Raw genomic sequence first — 18,981 nt, 5'->3', positions numbered from 1 at the left:
TCATGGCTGAGCGCAGCTTCACTACCATCGAAAATCAGTGGATCACCCTCAGGGACGGTACACGGCTTGCCGCGCGCATCTGGATGCCGGATGGCGCGGAGAGCGATCCCGTGCCGGCGGTCTTCGAGTTTCTGCCCTATCGCAAGCGCGACGGGACGAGTCCGCGCGATGAATCGACCTATCCGGTCTTTGCCGCAGCCGGCATCGCCGGTGTCCGTGTCGATATCCGTGGCTCCGGTGAGTCCAGCGGCATCATCGATGGCGAGTATACCGAACTCGAGCTTGCCAATGCCTGCGAGCTGATTGCCTGGATTGCAGCACAGCCCTGGTCGAACGGTTCTGTCGGCATGATGGGTATATCCTGGGGCGGTTTCAACTGCCTTCAGGTCGCGGCCCTGAAACCACCGGCGCTGAAGGCGGTCATCTCGATCGCCTCCACGGTCGATCGCTACAATGACGACATCCACTACAAGAACGGCTGCCACCTCTCCGCCCAGCTCTCCTGGGCGGCGACCATGCTCGGCTATCAATCGCGTTCTCCCGATCCGGCCATCGTCGGCGACGATTGGCGCGATATGTGGCTGGAGCGGCTCGAGCAGGAACCCTTCTTCATGGAGGAATGGCTAGAGCATCAGCGCCGCGACGATTTCTGGCGGCATGGGTCCATCTGCGAGGATTTTGCCGGCTTCGATATTCCCGCCATCGTCATCGCCGGCTGGGCGGATGGCTATCGCAACACGCCGCTGCTGGCGGTCGAAGGGCTTGGGGATAAGGCAAAGGCACTGATCGGCCCGTGGGTTCACAAGTACCCGCACTTCGCCTGGCCGAAGCCGCGCGCCGATTTTCACGGCGAAGCTATCGCCTGGTGGAACCACTGGCTGCGCGGCGAGCGCAACGGCGCGGAGGCCATGCCATCCGTGCGCGCCTATATTCTCGATGCCGCCAAACCGGCAAAACGCCGCGATTTCGATCCCGGTTTCTGGATCGCCAAACGAGAATGGCGCCAACCGGAGATGCAATGCTTCTACGTCGAGCAGTTCGGCACGTTGATGGAAGGCATGCCGATCCCGCACGCGCCGGAGCACCCCGTCTATCTGCGCTCGCCGCTCGACACCGGCACAGCCTCGGGCGAATGGTTCACCCTCAAGCCGGATGCGGAGATGGCAATCGACCAGCGCGGTGACGATGCTGGGTCGCTGACTTTCCAGACCGCACCGCTGGTCGAGGATCATGATTATCTCGGCCGTCCGGTCGTCACCTTGACACTGCGGTGCGACGCCGAAACCGCCAATCTCTGCGCAAGGCTCGTCGATATCCATCCGGATGGCACCGCAACGCGCATTTCCTTCGGCGTGCTCAATCTCGCCCATCGCGACGGCAATGCCGCGCCGGAGCCGTTGATTAAGGGGCAGCAGGTTAGAGTGACCCTGACGCTCGATGCCTGCGGCTATCGTTTCCGCAAGGGGCACCGCATCCGTCTGTCGTTGTCGACGGCCTATTGGCCGATGGTCCTGCCGCCTCCGGAAGACCCTGGTCTGACGATCGATATCGCCTCCATCGGCCTTGGCCTGCCGCAGCTCGGCGCGCACGAGCTCATCGAGGTCAAGCAGCCCGACAATCCCGATCCGCTGCCGAAATATATCGAACACGCGCCGGGCTTGACGAAACGGCAGGTGGTGCGCGATCTCTCAGCCGGCGTCACCCGCTACGAGATCCATGAGGACACCGGCCTCTCCGAGCATCCCGGCACCGGCCTTTCGACGCGGCAATCGCGCGAGGAGAGCTGGTCGATCGCGCCGGATGACCCGCTGTCGATGACGGGTATCTCGACATGGACGTGCGACATGCAGCGTCCCGGCTGGTTCGTCCGCACGGTGGCGGCATCGTCCATATCCTGTACGGCAAAGGATTGGGTCGTCAGCGCCTCGGTCGTTGCCTATGAGGGAGAGACCGAGATCTTCCGGAAGATATTCGAGGAGAAGCGTATCGCCCGCGACCTGATGTAGGTCAGCGGGAGCCAGCAAACCGGCTTGCCGCCGCACATATGGCGGCAAAGCCGGCGCGCGCGCCCTCGCTCATATGCCGTGCCCGCAGCCAGGCATGCACCATCTGGGGCTCCTCGCGGAACCACACCTCGACGCCGGCCTGTGCAAGACGCGCCGCATAATTGCGGCCGTCGTCGCGCAACGGATCATAGTGCGCCACGGTGATGAAGGCGGGAGGAAGGCCGGCTACGGATGACAAAGCAAGCGGCCCGGAGACCGGATCGCCTTCCGGCGCCTGCAGAATGGTGCGGTAATAGGCGACATCGGCCGTCGTCAGGCCCGGCGCCTCGGCCATTTCTTCATAGGAGCCGGAGACCAGATCACCACCGAGCGCGGGATAGATCAAGATCTGCCCGACAATTCCCGAAAGCCCCTCGGCATTCGCCCGCACCGCCAGCCCTGCCGCGAGATTGCCGCCGGCACTGTCGCCGATCAACACGACCGACTTCTTCTCGGCCAGCATTTGCTTGAGAACACCGAAGCAATCATCCGTCTGTGCCGGCCAGCGATATTCCGGCGCCAGCCGATAGTCGACCGAGATCAGTTCAGCACCGGCATGATCGGCAATTTCGGCGCAGATCGCGTGATGGCTCTCAAGCGAGCCCACGACAAAGCCGCCGCCGTGGAGATAGAGCAGGTTCGTTGTCGTACGGATATTGGCGGGCTTGTAATGCCTGACGCGAATCGTTCCGGATACGACGCCATCGGTGGTCCGCATACCCTCGGGCAAGGGGCGATCGAAACGGGCGCACAAGGCATCATACCATTGACGCTGCTGCGCAATGGAGGCCGTTACCGCATCCGGCGGATAGAAGGAATCGCAGATCTCCATGAACTGCAAAATGCCGGCTTCGCTCGGCATGGGACGCTCAGCAGACGCCATCGGATATCCTCGATTCGTGCCAATCAGCCGAGGATAGCGCGGCGATGCAACCGAATGCTTATCTGCCTACGGCCAGCATCACCGCGTTGGCGACATCTGTTGATTGCGGCGGAGTTCAATCAGCCGCGAATACGCTGCTAGACGGCAAGGAAAAGCCCGTCGGCATCTGCATGCACTGTGCATTAGACCAGGTGAGCGCCGCAAGCGCGAGTGCCGCGCCAATCACAAGCCGAATCATAAGCTCTTTTCCGTCCCCGTTTGACGCGGCCCGCGAGGTCAAAATGCCTCGCCGGCCGGGCGTTTCGTTTGGTAGACCTGTGTCGTCGGGCGAAACAGGATCTCGTTGATATCGACGTCTTGCGGCTGACTTATGGCGAAAGCGACGGTGCTGGCAAATGCCTCCGGCGATATCGCGCTTTTATAGACCTCGTTGATACGGGCCGCGACATCTGGATCGGTGATCGTATCTGGCAGTTCGGTTGCGACAGCACCGGGAGAGATGATCGTCGTACGGATATTGTGGGCCTTCACCTCCTGCCGCAGCCCCTCGGAAAGCGCCCGCACGGCATGCTTCGTCGCCGAATAGACTGCGCCGCCCGGCCCGACCTTATGCCCGGCCACCGAAGAAACGTTGATGATATGCCCGCTCTTCTGCTCCGTCATGTAAGGAAGGACGGCAGCAATGCCGTAGAGCACGCCCTTGATGTTGACGTCGATCATCCGGTCCCATTCGTCGATGTGAAGGCGCTCCAGCATCGAGCTCGGCATCAGACCGGCATTGTTGATGAGCACGTCGATGCGGCCGTTCTGCCTGACAGCATGGTCCACAAGCGCCTTCACCTGCACGCGATCCGTCACATCCGTCTGGATGACGGCATCTTCGCCAAGCGAAAGCTCGCTTGCGAGCGCCCGCAGGCGATCGATGCGCCGCGCGCCGAGAACGAGCCTGGCGCCATCCCTGGCAAGACGGCGGGCAGCGGCCTCGCCTAGGCCGCTGCTGGCGCCCGTGATGACGACGACCTTGTCCTTGATACCTTCCACCATCGTCTTCGACCTCATTTTCCCTGATATTGTTCGTCCGTCACATGCTCCATCCAATCCACCACCTTGCCGTCGAGATGTTCCTGGATGGCGATGTGGGTCATGGCTGTCGTTGGCGAGGCGCCGTGCCAGTGCTTCTCGCCCGGCTCGAACCAGACGACGTCTCCGGGGCGGATCTCCTCGATCGGGCCGCCCTCGCGCTGAGCGAGACCAAAACCTGCGGTGACGATCAGGGTCTGGCCGCGCGGATGGGTATGCCACGCAGTCCGTGCGCCGGGTTCAAACGTGACGCTGCCGGCCGCAGCGCGCCGCGCGTCATTGGCGGCAAAGACCGGGTCGATGCGTACGGTGCCGGTGAACCAGTCCGAAGGACCTTTGCCCGATGGCTGCGTCCCGTTTCTCTTGATATCCATGATGACATCCTTTCTTGCGATGAGCCGCAATGGCTCGACTGTATAGGGCTAATCTAGCCCGCAATTTTCGGAGCAGTAGTGGGTCACGCCCGCATAGACTTATGAATCCAAGCGATAAATGTCGCGTCTCGCCATCGCCGGCCGACACATCGGAACGCCTGCTAAAGCTGCATTTACGCCTCTCAATCCCATACGGGCGCTATGTGACTCGTTCATTCCATGATAAGAGCATCGCCCGACATATGAGAGACACTCATAGATGCTACGCGAAAACGTCACCGACCTGCTATTCTTTCTTGCCGTCGCCAGAGAGCGGAGCTTTACGCGGGCAGCCGCCCAGCTCGGCGTTTCGCAATCGGCACTTAGCCACACGGTGCGGCAGCTGGAGGAGCGCATGGGCGTCAGGCTTTTGACCCGGACCACGCGCAGCGTCAGCCCGACACCAGCGGGCGAGCGCCTGCTGCAGTCCCTCACGCCGCGCTTCCAGGAAATCGAGGCCGAACTCTTCGCCGTCACCGAACTGCGTGAAAGGCCGGCCGGCACGATCCGGATCACATCGGTCGACTATGCCGTCGATACCTATATCTGGCCGAAGCTTGCCGGCGTGCTCAAGCATTATCCCGACATCCACGTCGAGATCATCAATGACTACGGCCTGACCGATATTGTGGCAGAACGTTTCGACGCCGGCGTTCGCTTGGGCCAGACGGTCGCCAACGGCATGATCGCCGTGCGTATCGCTCCCGATCAGGCTTTTGCGGTGGTCGGCTCTCCATCCTATTTCGAGGGACGCAATAGACCGATCATCCCTCAAGACCTGACCGCCCACAAATGCATCAACCTGCGCCTTCCGACCCATGGTGGCAATTATGTTTGGGAGTTCGAAAAGGGTAGCGACGAACTACGGGTACGCGTCGATGGCCAGATGACATTTAACGGCATTCGCCAGGTTCTGGCGGCCGCGGTCGATGGCTACGGTTTGGCCTATGCGCCCTACGATCTGGTACAGCCAGATATCGAAAGCGGTCGGCTTATTCGTGTGCTTGAGGATTGGTGCCCGCCCTGGACGGGCTACCATCTCTATTATCCGAGCCGCCGCCAGCCGTCCTCCGCCTTTGCGGTGGTGCTGGAGGCGTTGCGCTATCGTGGCTGATGGCCGGATTCACGACGCCATCAGCGCGCGAATGCTGCGATCTGCCGATTGCAGCAGCTCGAAAGATTCGTAACGGCGCTCATGCAAGGCCTTGATGGCATCGTCCGCCGGCTCGAACCTCTTCGCCAGTCGCGACATGGTGGCCATGGCTTCCAAGAGCGAGCCAGAATGCCTACTAGCCGTGGCGCCGAGCATAGCGGCACCCAGAAGAACGGGCTCCTCCGTGTCGGCGACGGCGACCGGCCTGCCTGTTGTATCCGCCAGAAGCTGGCGCACAAGGCCGCTCTGGGCAGCGCCGCCACTCGCGATGATGAGATCGCAGGCTATGCCATCCTGCTCCAGCTTTTCGAGCAGCTGTTTGAGACCATAGCCGATACCGCAAAGGCCGGCGACGTAGAGAGCGATCAGATCGTCGATACCGGTCTCCAGGCCTAGACCGGAGATGACGGCGCGCGCATCGGGATCCGCATAGGGTGACCGGTTGCCGAGGAATTCGGGAACGACCTGGATCAATTGCGCGAGCTTCACAGCGTCGGACGCGTGGCCGCTTGCCTTCATGGCCTGCCGGTCGAGCCAGGCCACGAGCGAAAGGCCTTCCGCTTCGGCTTTCTGGCGAGCTTCGCCGGCTGCCGGATGCATGGTAACGAGATGATCGATCGCAGCGCCTGCTGCGGATTGACCGCCCTCGGTCAGCCAGAGGCCAGGCACCATGGCCGAAAAATACGGACCCCAGACACCGTCGACGAACACGGCTCCTTCACTCGACGCCATCGAGCAGGCCGAGGTGCCGAAGATATAGGCGAGCCGATTCCTGACATCGCCCTCGCCGTCCGGCCCCTGCCCGCCCAACGTGCCAACACCACCGGCATGGGCATCGATCAGCGAAGCACCGACCGGCGTGCCAACAGTCAGGCCGAGATCGCGGGCGGCAGCTTCGTTCAGACCCTCACCCAAGGCAGTCCCCGGCTCGACGATCTCGGTGCCGATGCGCACAAAGCCTTCGTCCGCCAGCTCACCGAGCCCGATATCCTTGAAATATTGCCCATCCCAGCGTTTCTCATGGGCAAGATAGGTCCACTTGCACGTCACCGTGCACATCGATCTCTGCAGCGAGCCCGTCGCGCGCCAGGTCAGATAATCGGCGAGATCGAAGAAATGGTCTGTCGCAGCGAAAGACTCTGGCAAGTTTCGCTTCAGCCACAGGAGCTTCGGCGTTTCCATCTCGGGCGAGATGCGGCCGCCGACATAACGCAGAACCGCATGATTTCCGGCATTGATCTCTGCGGCCTCACCGGCGGCGCGATGATCCATCCAGACGATGATGTTGCGATCGGCATCCCCCGATGGCCCGACAGCGACGGCCTTGCCGTCCGCCTTGACCGCAACCAGCGAGCAGGTCGCATCGAAGCCGATGCCGGCGATATCGCCGGCCGCTATCCTCGCCGTTGCAATAGCCTCCTTGACGCTGTCGCAAACGGCGTTCCATATCTGCTCGCTCGACTGCTCGACGATGCTGCCGGCCTCGTGCCAGATGGTGATCGGCCGCTTGGCGGCGGCGAGCAGATGGCCATGTGCGTCGAAAATCCCGGCCCGGGCGCTGCCTGTGCCGACATCGATGCCGATGAAATAAGGTGCCGTCATCAGAGATCCGTACTCAAGGGCAGGATCACCAGATCCCGGATTACGATGTTCCGCGGTCTCGATAGCATGAAGACCACAGCTTCCGCCACTTCCGTCGCCTCCATGAGGCCGCCGGCGGCAATCGCTTCGTCCAATTTCGCCTGCGGCCAGTCGCTGATCAGCGCCGTCACCACCGGCCCCGGCGCCACGGCGCCGACGCGGATGCCATGCTTGGCAACTTGACGCCGCACCGTGTGCGTGAAGGCCTGGATGGCATGCTTCGATGCCGTGTAAATCGGCTCCCAGACCACAGGCACCAGCCCGGCGATCGAACTCGTCATGATGATGTCGCCTGTCTTGCGCTCGATCATGTGCGGCAGCACCATGCGAACCGAACGGAAGGCTGCGTTGATATTCAGATCCAGCATCCGATCCCAGGCATCGGGATCGCCTTCCGCGACCTCGCCGCCGATATAGGCACCGGCATTGGCATGGAAGATATCGAGCTTGCCGAACCTGTCGAGAATCTGCGGCAACATGGTCGCCACGCTCTCGGGCTTCAGAAGATCGACGACGACCGGATGGGCGTTCGGCCCAAGTTCGGCGCAAAGGCTTTTCAGACTATCTTCCGCCCGGTCGACAAGGGCGATGCTGGCGCCCTCGTTCAGTAGCGATTTGGCGCATTCCAGGCCAATTCCAGACGCAGCCCCGGTGATGGCGGCGACCTTGCCGGCAAAATCCTGTCTCATAACAATCCTTACCTTCTTGAAGAAATCAGCCGCGCCCATGCGAGGCGCGGGAGCGGCGGGCGAGCGAGTCGACGATGACGGCAATGGCAAGAACTGCGCCCGTGATCATGTAGCGAAGTGCCGACGACAGATCGAGCATGGTGAGGCCGCTCGCGATCGACTGGATGACGATGATGCCGAGCAGGGCCGAATAGGCGCTGCCGCGACCGCCGAAGAGGCTGGTCCCGCCGATAACGGCCGCCGCGATCGCATTCAGATTGACGTCGCCGGTGCCTGCCTGCTGGCTGGCCGAGGCCAAGCGCGCTGCCGCAAGCACGCCGCCGAGCGCTGCAAACATCGCGCAGAGCACGAAGGCGCTGGTATAGATCCGCCGCACGTTGATGCCGGCACGCCGTGCCGCCTCGCGATTGCCGCCGACGGCCGACATCGACCGGCCCCATTGGGTGCGCGTCAGCGCATAATTCATGACGATGGCGAGCACCACGAACAGGGCGAACATCCAGGGAATGCCGCGGTCCTGATTGAGATAGAAAGCCACGAATTCCAAGGCCACGGTAATGACGGCTGCCTTTACCAGCAGACCGCCGACGGAGGGCGCCGAGAGGTTTGCCTGCTTGCGCCGCCGCACGGCGCTCAGACCAGTAACCAGCATCACCGTACCCGGAATGAGCGCGAAGACATAGGCAAGCGGGCGTGGAATGACTAGCAACTGGCCGAAATTCACAATGGCCGAGCCATAGGGCAGATTGATCGAGCCAGTCGCGCCGAGCAGATAAAGCTGCATGCCGAGCACGGCGAGAAGGCCCGCCAATGTGGCAACGAAGCTCGGCATGCCCAGCCGGTTGAACAACACGGCATAGATGGCACCAATGACGCCGCCGACGACAAGGGCCGCCAGGATCGCCAGGGCCACCGGCCAGCCTTCGTTCACCCAGAGCATGCCGACCATGGCCGAGGCAAAGCCGCTGATCGATCCGACCGAAAGATCGATTTCGCCGACCATCAGTACGCAGACGATGCCAAGCGAAATGATGCCGACCGTCGAGGCGTCGAACAGCAGGTTGGCGAGATTGTTGCTGGACAGGAAGGTCGGATTGAGCGTGCCGAACACCGTCCAGATGATGACGAGACCGACGACGACGGGCAGCGAGCCCAGATCGCCGGAACGCACCTTGTCGATGAAGGAGCGGATGGTCGCCGCAAGCCCGGTGTCGTGGTTGACGCGGACATCGCTGCGGTCGAGCAGCAGGGTCGATTGCTTGCCGTTCTCGCTCATGGCCGGCCCTCTTCTCTTGCTTCCTGTTGGGCCTGCCGCCGCCCTGCCCGGCGCGACACGGCGTTTTCCGTGGCTCCGGTGATGGCGCTGACGAGCTCCTGATTTGACGTGTCGGGATAGAAGATCCCGTTGTTGCGGCCGAGGCGCAGCACGACGATGCGGTCGGCGACGGCGCGCACGTCCTCCATGTTGTGGCTGATCATGATGACACCGAGCCCCTTGTCGCGGACGCGCTCTATGAGGTTCAGCACCTCGGCAGTCTGCGCAACGCCAAGGGCTGCGGTCGGCTCGTCGAGCATGATGAGTTTCGGCTCGAGCAGCAGCGAGCGGGCAATTGCCACCGTCTGTCGCTGGCCCCCGGAAAGCGATGCGATCGGGATGCGCACGCTCGGGATGCGCGCCGCAAGCTCGTTTAACAGCGTCCAGGCGCGAACCTCCATCGCGGTTTCGTCGAGCTTCAGCGGGCTCATTTCCCGGCCGAGAAAGATGTTGGCGACGACATCGAGGTTCTCGCAAAGCGCCAGATCCTGAAAGACCGTGGCAATGCCGAGATCGAGCGCGGTTGCGGGATCGCTGAGCGTCACCTGTTTGCCGCGGAACATGATCGTACCGGCACTCGGCTGGTGGACCCCGGCCAGAACCTTGACCAGCGTCGATTTGCCGGCACCGTTGTCGCCGACAAGCGCCACGACTTCGCCGGCATGCACATCGAGGTTGATATCCGTCAGTGCCGAGACGGCGCCGAAGTGTTTGGAGATCCCTTTGAGGCTGAGCACAAGCTCGCCGTCCGGGGCTCTATGATCGGAAGCGTCACTCATGACCAGCCGCCTTCTCGGGTTGGAATGCTATTGGTCTCCGGCCACCGAAGCGGCCGGAGCTTGGGAGGCAGAACTCAGCTGCCGATGCCGAGCTTCTTGCAGCCATCGGCATATCGATCGTTGCAGAGCTGATCCGGCGTCTGGATCGGCTTGCCGTTGACAGTCTTGTCGATGATCTCGGCCTTGAGGTTTTCGGACGTGACCAAGGCCGGCGTGAAGAGCTTGGTCGGCGTGTCGAAGAGCTTCGTGTCAGCCTTCGGCGTCTCGCCAGAGAGCAATTCGATCGCAACATTGGCGGCGGCAGCGGCCACGATCTCGCTCGGCTTGGAGATCGTGTTGTACTGGTCGCCGGAAATGATAAGCTGCAGGCCGGCAATCGTCGCATCGTTGCCGGTTACCGGCGGCACCGGATCAAAGCCGGCGGCCTTGAAGGCAGCAACGGCTGCCCCACCCGTACCGTCATTGGCGGCGACGACGCCAAGGATTTTCTTGCCGAAGCGGGTGATCTGGCCGCTTGCCCATTGCTGCGCCTTCGGCGGCGCCCATTCCGGCGTGTCGAATTCCGCCAGCACCGGATAGCCGCCGTCGGCGAGACCGGCATGGATACCCTTCTTGATCAGGCCGGCGGCCGCGTCGGTCGGCGAGCCGTTGATTTCGAGGAGACCACCATCGCCCGCCTTCACGCCCTTCGCCTTCAGGTGATCGACCAGCGATTTGGCGATCATCTTGCCGATCTCTTCATTGTTGAACGAGACATAGTAGTCGGCGGCGGCCGACGGGATCGGACGGTCGTAGGCGATGACCTTCACGCCCTGGCTTTGCGCGAGCTTGACCAGCGAAGCAGCAGCTGTTGAGTCCACCGGGTCGAGCACGATCGCCTTCGCACCCTGTGAGATTGCCGAATTGAACTGTTGCTGCTGGCGCGAAGCGTCACCATTGGCATTCTGGTAGATGACCTTGCAGCCGGCGCAGAGCTTCTTCATTTCGGCCTGGAAGCCAGGGAAATCGTGCTCTTCATAGCGCGTGGAGCTCTGGTCGGGCATGAGGAAGGCGACGGTCGCATCCGTCACCTTGGTAGACTGCGCAAAGGCGGAGGTGCCGGCCAGAAGACCGACCGCAAGCGCCGTAGCGCCGGCGATTTTCAGTGCGAAATGGTTCATTGGAATTTCTCCGTTCCAAATGGTAATGGTTTCCCTCGATCATCACGGCTGTCCGCACGCGATGCTCTTGTTTGGTGCCCGCCGATAACGGCCAGCCGGCCGATGTGGCGGTAAATTTCGGACAAGCCTTCTCCTTCGAGCGGCAAAGATGCCTGCCCGTTCGCTTGTCCTGAATTCTGTCTTTCCTCCCTGTCCTCCCTTGTGTTAGGCGGCCTCCACCGCGCGTGCGTGCTGTGCCAGGAGCGATCGGAATCGGGAGGGCGCCATGCCCTTCTGATCCAGAAAACGCCGATTGAAGTTCGAGATATTGTTGAAGCCTGCCGCAAAGCAGATGTCGGTGATCGTCATCTCTGCCTTGCTCATCAGGAGATGGCAGGCAAAGTTGATGCGCAGGCGATTGACATATTGCACCAGCGCCATGCCGGTATGGCGACGGAAGCTGCGCGAAAAGGCGCTCGGGCTCTGGCCGGTCAGCTCGGCAAGATCGCATTCGCTGAACGGCTCGGTCAGATGCGCGTTGATATAGGCCAGCGCCTGGTTGACCCCCGCCGACATGAAGCCGGATGGGTCCGGCTGGTAGCCGGCACTGGCGAGCGTGCGTGTGCCTTCGGCGCGGCTCATGGCGTCGAGGATATTCATGAAAAGCTCGATACGACGAATGCCCGTCGCCTCCACCAGCTCGCCAAGGATCGGGCCGACGATGGCGGCAGTCTGAGGCGTAAAGAGCGCACCGCGGCGGCTCGTCTCAAGAATACCGGCGCAGGCCGAGAGTTCCGGAAAGACCTTGCTGGCATCGGCAAAGAAGGATTCGGAAAATTGCAGGACGCGGCAGCGCAGCGGCAGGGTGACGCCGACAGGCACGTCGCTGACCCAATTATGCGGCAGGTTCGGTCCCGTCAGCACCAGATTGCCCGGCTCGAACTCGCCGATGAAGTCACCAATGAAATATTGGCCCGTCGTCGCGACGACATGGTGGATTTCATATTCGGGATGAAAATGCCAGCGAACCGTACGGTAGGGATAGCCGTGCTCCCAGGCCTTGAAGGATTCTCCACTGCCGATGGCGACCACTTCCAAATCGGGGTTCATCGGCAAGCCTCCTTTCATCCGTCCGCGTTGCTGCGGCTACGGCGCCTCCTCCCAGAGGCCATCGCGTCTTCCATGTCATAAATCTACCCCGTGCAGCTGCCTGCCGCTACTACGCCCTGTACGCCCGACTGATACTTTTTTGACATGAAGGGTGGTATCTTTGGTCAAATGTGCAGTGCGGCATTGGCACTGTATCGCCAAAGCAGTCCTATCCGGTCGGAAGCGGGATCAATCGATGTCGTCGCGAATACAGGCCTTGAACTGTCCGGGCGCAACCTCGCGCAGTTGCGGCACCGTCGCGGCGCAGGCTTCGAGCGCTAGGGGACAGCGCGTGCGGAAGACGCAGCCGCTTGGCGGATTTGCCACGCTTGGAATATCGCCCTTCAGGATTTGCCTGTTACGCCTGCGATCCGGGTCCGGCGACGGAATGGCCGAGAGCAGAGCGCGCGTATAGGGGTGAGACGGTCTGGTGTAGAGATCGGCACTCGCGGCAATCTCCATGATCTGGCCGAGATAGAGCACGATGACGCGGTCGCAGAGATATTCGACCACGGCAAGATCATGCGAGATGAATAGCATGGTAAGCGACAGCCGCTGCTGAAGGCCGCGCAGCAGATTGATGACCTGCGCCTGAATGGAGACATCCAGTGCCGAGACGGGTTCGTCGGCAACGAGAAATTCCGGCCCGAGCGCAAGCGCGCGGGCAATCCCGATCCGCTGGCGCTGGCCGCCGGAAAATTCATGGGCATAGCGATTGATGGCCTCTGCCGGTAGATCCACCTGCTCAAGCGCTGCCCGCGCGCGATCCAGCCGATCGAGACGGCTGCCGATACGCTGGATCTTCAACCCTTCCGTCAAGATCTCGCCGATGGTCATGCGCGGCGAGAGACTGGCGAAGGGGTCCTGAAAAATATACTGCATGCGCGGCCGCATCCGCCTGAGATCACTGGCCCCGAGTTTGGTCACTTCCGTGCCGTCGAAACGCACGCTGCCCGCAGAAGGCTCGACCAGCCTCAGGATAGACCTGCCGATCGTCGTCTTGCCGCTGCCGGATTCGCCGACAAGCCCCACCACTTCCCCTTTCCCGATGTCAAAGGAGATATCGCGAAGGATGGAAAGCTTTGCGCCACGAGACACATAATCCTTGGCAAGATCGCGGATGGAGACGAGCGCTTCGGTCATCTAAATCTCCCGCCAGCGGATACAGCGGCTCGCATGGCTCGCCTCGACCCTTTCAAGAGCGGGTACCGCCTCGCTGCAGGCCTGGATTGCATGCGCGCAGCGCGGCGCGAAAGCACAGCCCGAAGGCATTCGCGTCAGCCCCGGCACAACGCCTGGGATGGCATAGAGTTGCTCGCCCGCCTGCCGCATCCGCGTGGCCTCGCCGAGCCGTGGCATGGAGGCTAGCAAACCGCGCGTGTAGGGATGCCTCGGATTGCGAAACACCGCTTCCGTCGGCCCCTCCTCGACGATCCGGCCGGCGTACATGACGGCGACCCGATGGGCGATCTCCGCCACCACGCCGAGATTATGCGTGACAAACAGGATCGCCATGCCGCGTTCGCGCTGCAGACGTTGCAGGAGATCGAGGATCTGCGCCTGTATCGTCACGTCGAGCGCCGTTGTCGGCTCGTCGGCGATCAAAAGCACGGGATCGCAGGCAAGCGCCATGGCAATGGTCGCGCGTTGCCGCATGCCGCCGGACAACTCATGCGGATATTGCCTGACGCGGCGTTTGGCATCGGGAATTCCGACGCTCTCCAGCAGGGCGATCGCCTCGCGCATCGCTGCTGCGCGATCGGCCTTGCGATGGATGCGGATCGGCTCAGCGATCTGGTCGCCAATCGTCAGCACCGGATTGAGGCTCGACATCGGCTCCTGAAACACTATGCCGATATCGCCACCGCGGATCTCGCGCATGTGGCGATCATCCAGCGTGGCGAGATCGCTGACGATACCCTGCCGATCCCGCAATCTGATGGCGCCGGCCGCGATCTTCCCGACATTGCGTGTAAGAAGCCGCATCACGGAAAGGCTCGTCACCGACTTGCCCGAACCAGACTCGCCCACCAGCGCCAGCGTTTCGCCGGCATCGATGGTCAGGTCGATATCGCGCACGGCGGTCAATTCGCCACCGCGGGTGCGAAAGACTGTCCTCAGCCCCCTGATATCGAGAACGGGTTGGGCTGCTGGCGTCATCATACTCCGAGCAGCCCTACGTTTTTCAGGATCGCATCGATCCTGGCTGTTTCGTCGGCGTTCAGCGCGGCACGCGGGCGGGGCATGACAGCGCTGTCAATGATGCCAAGGCTCTTCATCGCAGCCTTGAAAGCGCCGATGCCGGCCGCGCCGCCGCTAACGCGCCCTTGCGCGACCCAGACGATCTCGAACAGGCGGCAAAGCCTCTCCTGCTCGCGCCGAGCCGCTGCCCAGTCGCCACGTTGGGCTGCATCCCAGAGCCGGACATAGCCATGCGGATCGACATTGGCGATGCCGGGCACGACACCATGCGCACCCATCAGGAGCGCATTGTCGACGACGATTTCGGAGCCGGTCATCAGGAAGACGTTCTCGTGATCGGCAAGATCGAGCAGCGCATAGCGGAAATTGCCATCGTCGCCGCTGGAATCCTTCAAACCGATGATGGCCCCCTCCCTTGCGAGGGTGACCACGGTTTGGCGCTGGAGTTTTACATTCACGCAGACGGGAATGTCATAGGCAACCAGCGGCACATCGACGGCATCTCTTATGTAGCGGAAATGGTCCGCTATCTCGGACTGACTGGTCACGGTGTAGAATGGGGCGGTGACGACAACGGCGTCCGCTCCGGCGGCCTTGGCGACTTTCGAATGGGCGATCACGCGGTCGGTCGTGGGGTCAATAACGCCAACCAGCAGCGGCACCCGCCCGTTCACCACCTTGGCGGAATGCTCGATAATCTCGCGCCTCGTCTTTTCGTCGTGGAAGACGACTTCACTCGTGGAGCCCAGCACGAAGACGCCATGACAGCCGCCATCGATCAGATGCTCCAGCACCCGCGTATAGGATTTGTAATCGACGGTAAAATCGTCGTTCAGCGGTGTTACGACGGGAGGCACCACGCCCTTGAATTTGCTCATTGTCTCGTTCTTTCTTAGGCTCAATGAAGTTCGGCGCGCGGATCGAAGGCATCCCTCAATCCGTCGCCGATGAAATTGATGGCAAGGACGGCCAGAACCAGCGCGGCGCCGGGAAACAGCCATTGCCAGGGATATTGTTCGAGGACGGCAGTGGAGCGGGCAGCATTCAGCATGTTGCCCCAGCTCGCCGCAGGTGGCGCGATGCCGAGCCCGAGAAAGGAAAGCCCGGCCTCCAAAAGGATCGCGTTCGCCACCTGTGTTGTCGCGTAGACCACCAGAATATCGATGCAGTTCGGCATGCCGTGGCGCAGCAAGAGATGCGGCAATCCCGCTCCCATGCCGCGCGCCGCCGTCACGAAGTCGCGTTCACGCAACTCCAGCAGCCTGGAGCGCACCATGCGGGCGAGCAGCGGCCAGGATAGAAGCGATATGACTGCTATCGTCGGCAGGATGCCGGTCCCGGTGATCGAGGCCAGCACCAGAAGAAAAATCACGGGCGGCAGGGTCATGACCAGATCGACGAAGCGCATGCTGAGCGCATCCGCCCAGCGCCCGGCAAAAGCAGACACAAAGCCGAACAGAAAGCCGATAATGGCGGAAATGACCGTGGAACCTGCAGCGACCATCAGCGATATGCGGCCGCCTTCGAGCACTCTGGCAAAGACGTCACGCCCGACACCATCCGTTCCGAACCAATGGGTCGCATTGGGTGGCGCGTTCATGGCGAGGAGATCGATGTCGTTGGGCTGGAACCGCCACCATAGCGGATAGGTGACGATCAGCAGCAGCAGCGGCACGGCGATCCCAACGCCGAAGAGGGCAGCCCCATTCAGCCTGAAACGGTCGAAGGCCCGGGCCAGTGGGCCATGACTTGGTCGTTCGGTTCGCGCCAGCATCTCAGCCCACCTTGATGCGCGGATCGATCACCGCATAGGCGAGATCGGTCAGCAGGTTGACGACGATGACGCAAGCGCCGATGACAAGGGTCGCCCCCATGATCACGGGATAATCGCGGGAGGTGACCGCATCGACGAGCAGCAGACCCATGCCCGGCCAGTTGAAGACGCTCTCGATGAAGATCGCGCCGCCGATCGCAAGCCCGATGGTCGAGCCGATGACCGTCACCACGGGTAGCAGCGCGTTGCGCAGGGCATGCTTGACGATCACCCAGAACTCGAACACTCCCTTGGCACGCGCCGTGCGCACATAATCCTGGTTCAGGACCTCCAGCAGCGACGCGCGCATGTAGCGCATGATGAGCGCGGCCTGGGCGATCGCCAGAAGCGAAGCCGGCAGGATGAGATGCCAAAGCAGGTCGCCAATGGAAAAGTCCTCGCCCGGCGTCAGCATGCCGCCTGAAGGCAGCCAGCCGAGGCGCACGGCAAAGATATAGAGGCCAAGCAGCGCGCTCAAAAAGGCCGGGCTCGATATGCCGGCCAACGCCAGGACGGAGAGTGACACGTCCGTCACCGAATTACGCCTGACGGCACCGATGACGCCTGCGGCAATGCCGGCGATGACCGCCATGACCAGGGCCGAGCCCATCAGCAATACGGTCGGGCCGATGCGCGACAGCACAAGCGTCAAGACCGGCTGATCCGCTCGCTTGACGGAATAGCCGAGATTGCCTTGCAGGGCCTGCAGCAGCCAGCTGACATATTGGACCGGCAGCGGCCGATCCAGCCCGAGCCGCTCACGCAGATCGGCCATGGCAGCGGGAGACAATGGCATGCTCGGATCGATATAGGCATCGATCGGATCGCCCGGCGTCAAGCGCAACAGGACGAAGACCAGCATGCTCAGGGCCACGAGCATGCCGATGCCGATCACGAGACGCCTGAGACCATAGTGGAACATATCGAACCTATGTTTCGAGAGCGTTACAAGCCGTATTTACGGCCGGTCGAAAACCTAGAGCGGCTCAGCTTTTCTCAGAATCTCTGAACCGCTCCATCTCTTTGTTTTCATGCAATTCCGGACGGAAAGCCGCTGCGCACTTTTTCCTGGAATTGCTCTAGTTTGCGAGCTTCCACGCTTCCGGATGCGCGATGTAGGGGCCGCCGCCGGGCGCCGGCGTCCAGACGAAATCCTTCACCTTGGACGAAACGACCCCATAGCGGTTCGCCACCCACATGGTCGCCCAGGGCAGGTCCTTGTTCATGACCTTGCAGACATCCTGGTAGCGTTGATCGCGCTTGCCGGCATCCGTCTCGGCAATCGCGGCATCGAGTGCCTCGGTCAGATCGGGCATGCGCGCCCGCACCACATTGGCACCAGCCGGAGGGATCTGCTTTTCATTGAGCCCGGTATTGATGTTGCTTGGATCGGGGCCGTTCTGCAGGCCGGCATAGACGAGCTGGAACTGCGATATGTCGGCCTTCGCGTTGAGCACGATACCATTATAGGTCGGCGCATCGACGGCGCGCGGCACGACATTGATGCCGACCTGCGCCAGCATTGCCTGCACGGCCGCCAGCACATTCGTCGCAAGCGGCGTGTTGTAATAGGTCAGCAGGGTGATCGGCTTATCGCCGTTGATTTTGTCCCAGCCTGCCTCATCCAGCAGCTGTTTGGCCTTGGCCGGATCGTAAGGATACGCCTCGATGCCCGTCGGGACGAGTTGACTGGCCACGTAGGCGCAGTTGGCCGGCTTTGCCGCGCCGCCATAGAGGCTCTTGATGATCGCATCGCGATTGATGGCGTACATCACGGCCTGACGGACGCGAAGATCCTTCCATAGCGGCGAATCCTGGTTGAAGCCCAGATAATTGACGACGAAGGAATCGCCCTCGATGACCTCAAAAGACTTGTCGTCCTTGAAGGTCGGCACGTCGTTGGAATCGACATAGGTGAACTGGATCTCGCCTGCCCGCAGCGCCGAGATTGCCGCGGCCGGGTTGGCGAAATAGCGATTGATCAGCCGATCGAGAACGGGTTTACCGCCGCGATAATCTGGATTGGCTGTCAGCTCGACATATTGATCCTGCACATATTTGACGAATTTGAACGGCCCCGTCCCGATCGGAGAGGTCGACCACCAGGCGCTCTTCGCAAGCTGGTCGACCGGTACGCTGCCGAGCGCATGTTCAGGCAGAACCATGATCTTGGCGAGTGTATCGAGCAGGCTCGCCGAGGGCGCTGAAAGCTTGATGACAAGCGTATGATCGTCCGGCGTCTCGACGGATGACAGAAGTTTAAACCGGGCAGCAAAGACCGAACCGGTCTTGGAATTGGCAGCAAGATCGATGGTGAACTTGGCGTCCTTGGCCGTAAAGGCCTTGCCGTCGTGCCACTTGGCGTCCGCAAGCTTGAACGTGTAGGTCAATTGATCCGGGCTCACCTCGTAGGAGGAAGCAAGCACGCCGACGATCTTCTGCAGCTTTTCGTCGTAGCTGACCAGAGGTTCGAAATAGGTGCTGAGCCAAGTGAGACCGGCCGTTGCCGCCAGCGGGTTGAAATTGCCCTGAAAGCCGCCCGGACCGACATCGAAGCCGCCCGACATGGTCGCGGCGACGGCAGGTGCGGCCAAGCCACTCAAGACAGGCATTGCAGTGGCCGACAACAGCGCTCCCAACGCGATCGCCGACAGATGAAAAGCCTTCCTCATGATGATCC

At 61.8% G+C, this 18,981-nt stretch carries 17 protein-coding genes; 2 read left to right on the top strand and 15 right to left on the bottom strand.

What is annotated here, in order from left to right:
• The first annotated feature begins 2 nt into the window (after positions 1–2).
• Positions 3–2,006, top strand: a complete 2,004-nt coding sequence (locus tag AC13Q5_RS18420) for a CocE/NonD family hydrolase (RefSeq protein WP_488502685.1) — start codon at positions 3–5, stop codon at positions 2,004–2,006.
• Between the two features lies 1 nt (position 2,007).
• On the opposite strand, the gene AC13Q5_RS18415 is transcribed toward AC13Q5_RS18420, so the two are convergent.
• The 3 genes from AC13Q5_RS18415 to AC13Q5_RS18405 all read right to left on the bottom strand — a co-directional run bounded on the left by AC13Q5_RS18415 (position 2,008) and on the right by AC13Q5_RS18405 (position 4,382).
• Positions 2,008–2,928, bottom strand: a complete 921-nt coding sequence (locus tag AC13Q5_RS18415) for an alpha/beta hydrolase (RefSeq protein ID WP_488502684.1) — start codon at positions 2,926–2,928, stop codon at positions 2,008–2,010.
• A 276-nt stretch (positions 2,929–3,204) separates the two neighbouring features.
• Positions 3,205–3,972 carry an SDR family oxidoreductase gene (locus AC13Q5_RS18410; protein ID WP_488502761.1) on the bottom strand — a complete coding sequence of 256 codons (768 nt, stop codon included), beginning with the start codon at positions 3,970–3,972 and terminating at the stop codon, positions 3,205–3,207.
• An 11-nt stretch (positions 3,973–3,983) separates the two neighbouring features.
• Positions 3,984–4,382 carry a (R)-mandelonitrile lyase gene (locus tag AC13Q5_RS18405; protein WP_075854181.1) on the bottom strand — a complete coding sequence of 133 codons (399 nt, stop codon included), beginning with the start codon at positions 4,380–4,382 and terminating at the stop codon, positions 3,984–3,986.
• 259 nt (positions 4,383–4,641) lie between these two features.
• Here AC13Q5_RS18405 and AC13Q5_RS18400 point away from each other — a divergent pair, with 259 nt between their 5' ends.
• Complete coding sequence (locus tag AC13Q5_RS18400) at positions 4,642–5,535, top strand: LysR family transcriptional regulator (protein ID WP_457878435.1); 894 nt, start codon at positions 4,642–4,644, stop codon at positions 5,533–5,535.
• Positions 5,536–5,544: 9 nt separating this feature from the next.
• Here AC13Q5_RS18400 and AC13Q5_RS18395 read toward each other — a convergent pair whose 3' ends face one another.
• The 12 genes from AC13Q5_RS18395 to AC13Q5_RS18340 all read right to left on the bottom strand — a co-directional run bounded on the left by AC13Q5_RS18395 (position 5,545) and on the right by AC13Q5_RS18340 (position 18,973).
• Complete coding sequence (locus AC13Q5_RS18395) at positions 5,545–7,176, bottom strand: FGGY-family carbohydrate kinase (protein WP_488502683.1); 1,632 nt, start codon at positions 7,174–7,176, stop codon at positions 5,545–5,547.
• Positions 7,176–7,904: an SDR family oxidoreductase gene (locus AC13Q5_RS18390; RefSeq protein WP_488502682.1), complete on the bottom strand. Its 729-nt coding sequence runs from the start codon at positions 7,902–7,904 to the stop codon at positions 7,176–7,178. Before AC13Q5_RS18390 ends, AC13Q5_RS18395 begins: the two co-directional genes overlap by 1 nt.
• Before the next feature lie 25 nt (positions 7,905–7,929).
• Positions 7,930–9,180 carry a sugar ABC transporter permease gene (locus tag AC13Q5_RS18385; RefSeq protein ID WP_457878433.1) on the bottom strand — a complete coding sequence of 417 codons (1,251 nt, stop codon included), beginning with the start codon at positions 9,178–9,180 and terminating at the stop codon, positions 7,930–7,932.
• Positions 9,177–9,998: an ATP-binding cassette domain-containing protein gene (locus AC13Q5_RS18380; protein WP_488502681.1), complete on the bottom strand. Its 822-nt coding sequence runs from the start codon at positions 9,996–9,998 to the stop codon at positions 9,177–9,179. Before AC13Q5_RS18380 ends, AC13Q5_RS18385 begins: the two co-directional genes overlap by 4 nt.
• A 74-nt stretch (positions 9,999–10,072) precedes the next feature.
• Positions 10,073–11,158 carry an ABC transporter substrate-binding protein gene (locus tag AC13Q5_RS18375; protein ID WP_488502680.1) on the bottom strand — a complete coding sequence of 362 codons (1,086 nt, stop codon included), beginning with the start codon at positions 11,156–11,158 and terminating at the stop codon, positions 10,073–10,075.
• A 204-nt stretch (positions 11,159–11,362) separates the two neighbouring features.
• Complete coding sequence (locus tag AC13Q5_RS18370) at positions 11,363–12,247, bottom strand: cupin domain-containing protein (RefSeq protein ID WP_488502679.1); 885 nt, start codon at positions 12,245–12,247, stop codon at positions 11,363–11,365.
• 228 nt (positions 12,248–12,475) lie between these two features.
• The gene (locus tag AC13Q5_RS18365; protein ID WP_488502678.1) at positions 12,476–13,429 is read right to left on the bottom strand and encodes an ABC transporter ATP-binding protein; all 954 of its coding nucleotides are present in this window, start codon (positions 13,427–13,429) and stop codon (positions 12,476–12,478) included.
• Positions 13,430–14,446: an ABC transporter ATP-binding protein gene (locus tag AC13Q5_RS18360; protein WP_488502760.1), complete on the bottom strand. Its 1,017-nt coding sequence runs from the start codon at positions 14,444–14,446 to the stop codon at positions 13,430–13,432.
• Complete coding sequence (locus tag AC13Q5_RS18355; RefSeq protein ID WP_488502677.1) at positions 14,446–15,366, bottom strand: dihydrodipicolinate synthase family protein; 921 nt, start codon at positions 15,364–15,366, stop codon at positions 14,446–14,448. Before AC13Q5_RS18355 ends, AC13Q5_RS18360 begins: the two co-directional genes overlap by 1 nt.
• Positions 15,367–15,386: 20 nt before the next feature.
• Positions 15,387–16,262, bottom strand: a complete 876-nt coding sequence (locus AC13Q5_RS18350; protein WP_488502676.1) for an ABC transporter permease — start codon at positions 16,260–16,262, stop codon at positions 15,387–15,389.
• A gap of 1 nt (position 16,263) precedes the next feature.
• The gene (locus AC13Q5_RS18345; protein ID WP_488502675.1) at positions 16,264–17,223 is read right to left on the bottom strand and encodes an ABC transporter permease; all 960 of its coding nucleotides are present in this window, start codon (positions 17,221–17,223) and stop codon (positions 16,264–16,266) included.
• 157 nt (positions 17,224–17,380) lie between these two features.
• Positions 17,381–18,973: an ABC transporter substrate-binding protein gene (locus AC13Q5_RS18340; protein WP_488502674.1), complete on the bottom strand. Its 1,593-nt coding sequence runs from the start codon at positions 18,971–18,973 to the stop codon at positions 17,381–17,383.
• Positions 18,974–18,981: the final 8 nt, after the last annotated feature.

It is taken from the genome of Martinezella sp. CNPSo 3964 (genome assembly GCF_057784375.1).
The sequence above is the reverse complement of the archived record's forward strand: the minus strand, read 5'-3'. Positions and strand labels throughout refer to the sequence as shown.

Coding starts and splice junctions, on each gene's coding strand:
- AC13Q5_RS18365 (WP_488502678.1), bottom strand. CDS start 13,429: ATGACCGAAGCGCTCGTCTCCATCCGCGATCTTGCCAAGGATTATGTG.
- AC13Q5_RS18400 (WP_457878435.1), top strand. CDS start 4,642: ATGCTACGCGAAAACGTCACCGACCTGCTATTCTTTCTTGCCGTCGCC.
- AC13Q5_RS18350 (WP_488502676.1), bottom strand. CDS start 16,262: ATGCTGGCGCGAACCGAACGACCAAGTCATGGCCCACTGGCCCGGGCC.
- AC13Q5_RS18420 (WP_488502685.1), top strand. CDS start 3: ATGGCTGAGCGCAGCTTCACTACCATCGAAAATCAGTGGATCACCCTC.
- AC13Q5_RS18370 (WP_488502679.1), bottom strand. CDS start 12,247: ATGAACCCCGATTTGGAAGTGGTCGCCATCGGCAGTGGAGAATCCTTC.
- AC13Q5_RS18355 (WP_488502677.1), bottom strand. CDS start 15,366: ATGAGCAAATTCAAGGGCGTGGTGCCTCCCGTCGTAACACCGCTGAAC.
- AC13Q5_RS18345 (WP_488502675.1), bottom strand. CDS start 17,223: ATGTTCCACTATGGTCTCAGGCGTCTCGTGATCGGCATCGGCATGCTC.
- AC13Q5_RS18380 (WP_488502681.1), bottom strand. CDS start 9,998: ATGAGTGACGCTTCCGATCATAGAGCCCCGGACGGCGAGCTTGTGCTC.
- AC13Q5_RS18405 (WP_075854181.1), bottom strand. CDS start 4,382: ATGGATATCAAGAGAAACGGGACGCAGCCATCGGGCAAAGGTCCTTCG.
- AC13Q5_RS18395 (WP_488502683.1), bottom strand. CDS start 7,176: ATGACGGCACCTTATTTCATCGGCATCGATGTCGGCACAGGCAGCGCC.
- AC13Q5_RS18410 (WP_488502761.1), bottom strand. CDS start 3,972: ATGGTGGAAGGTATCAAGGACAAGGTCGTCGTCATCACGGGCGCCAGC.
- AC13Q5_RS18390 (WP_488502682.1), bottom strand. CDS start 7,904: ATGAGACAGGATTTTGCCGGCAAGGTCGCCGCCATCACCGGGGCTGCG.
- AC13Q5_RS18340 (WP_488502674.1), bottom strand. CDS start 18,973: ATGAGGAAGGCTTTTCATCTGTCGGCGATCGCGTTGGGAGCGCTGTTG.
- AC13Q5_RS18415 (WP_488502684.1), bottom strand. CDS start 2,928: ATGGCGTCTGCTGAGCGTCCCATGCCGAGCGAAGCCGGCATTTTGCAG.
- AC13Q5_RS18375 (WP_488502680.1), bottom strand. CDS start 11,158: ATGAACCATTTCGCACTGAAAATCGCCGGCGCTACGGCGCTTGCGGTC.
- AC13Q5_RS18385 (WP_457878433.1), bottom strand. CDS start 9,180: ATGAGCGAGAACGGCAAGCAATCGACCCTGCTGCTCGACCGCAGCGAT.
- AC13Q5_RS18360 (WP_488502760.1), bottom strand. CDS start 14,446: ATGACGCCAGCAGCCCAACCCGTTCTCGATATCAGGGGGCTGAGGACA.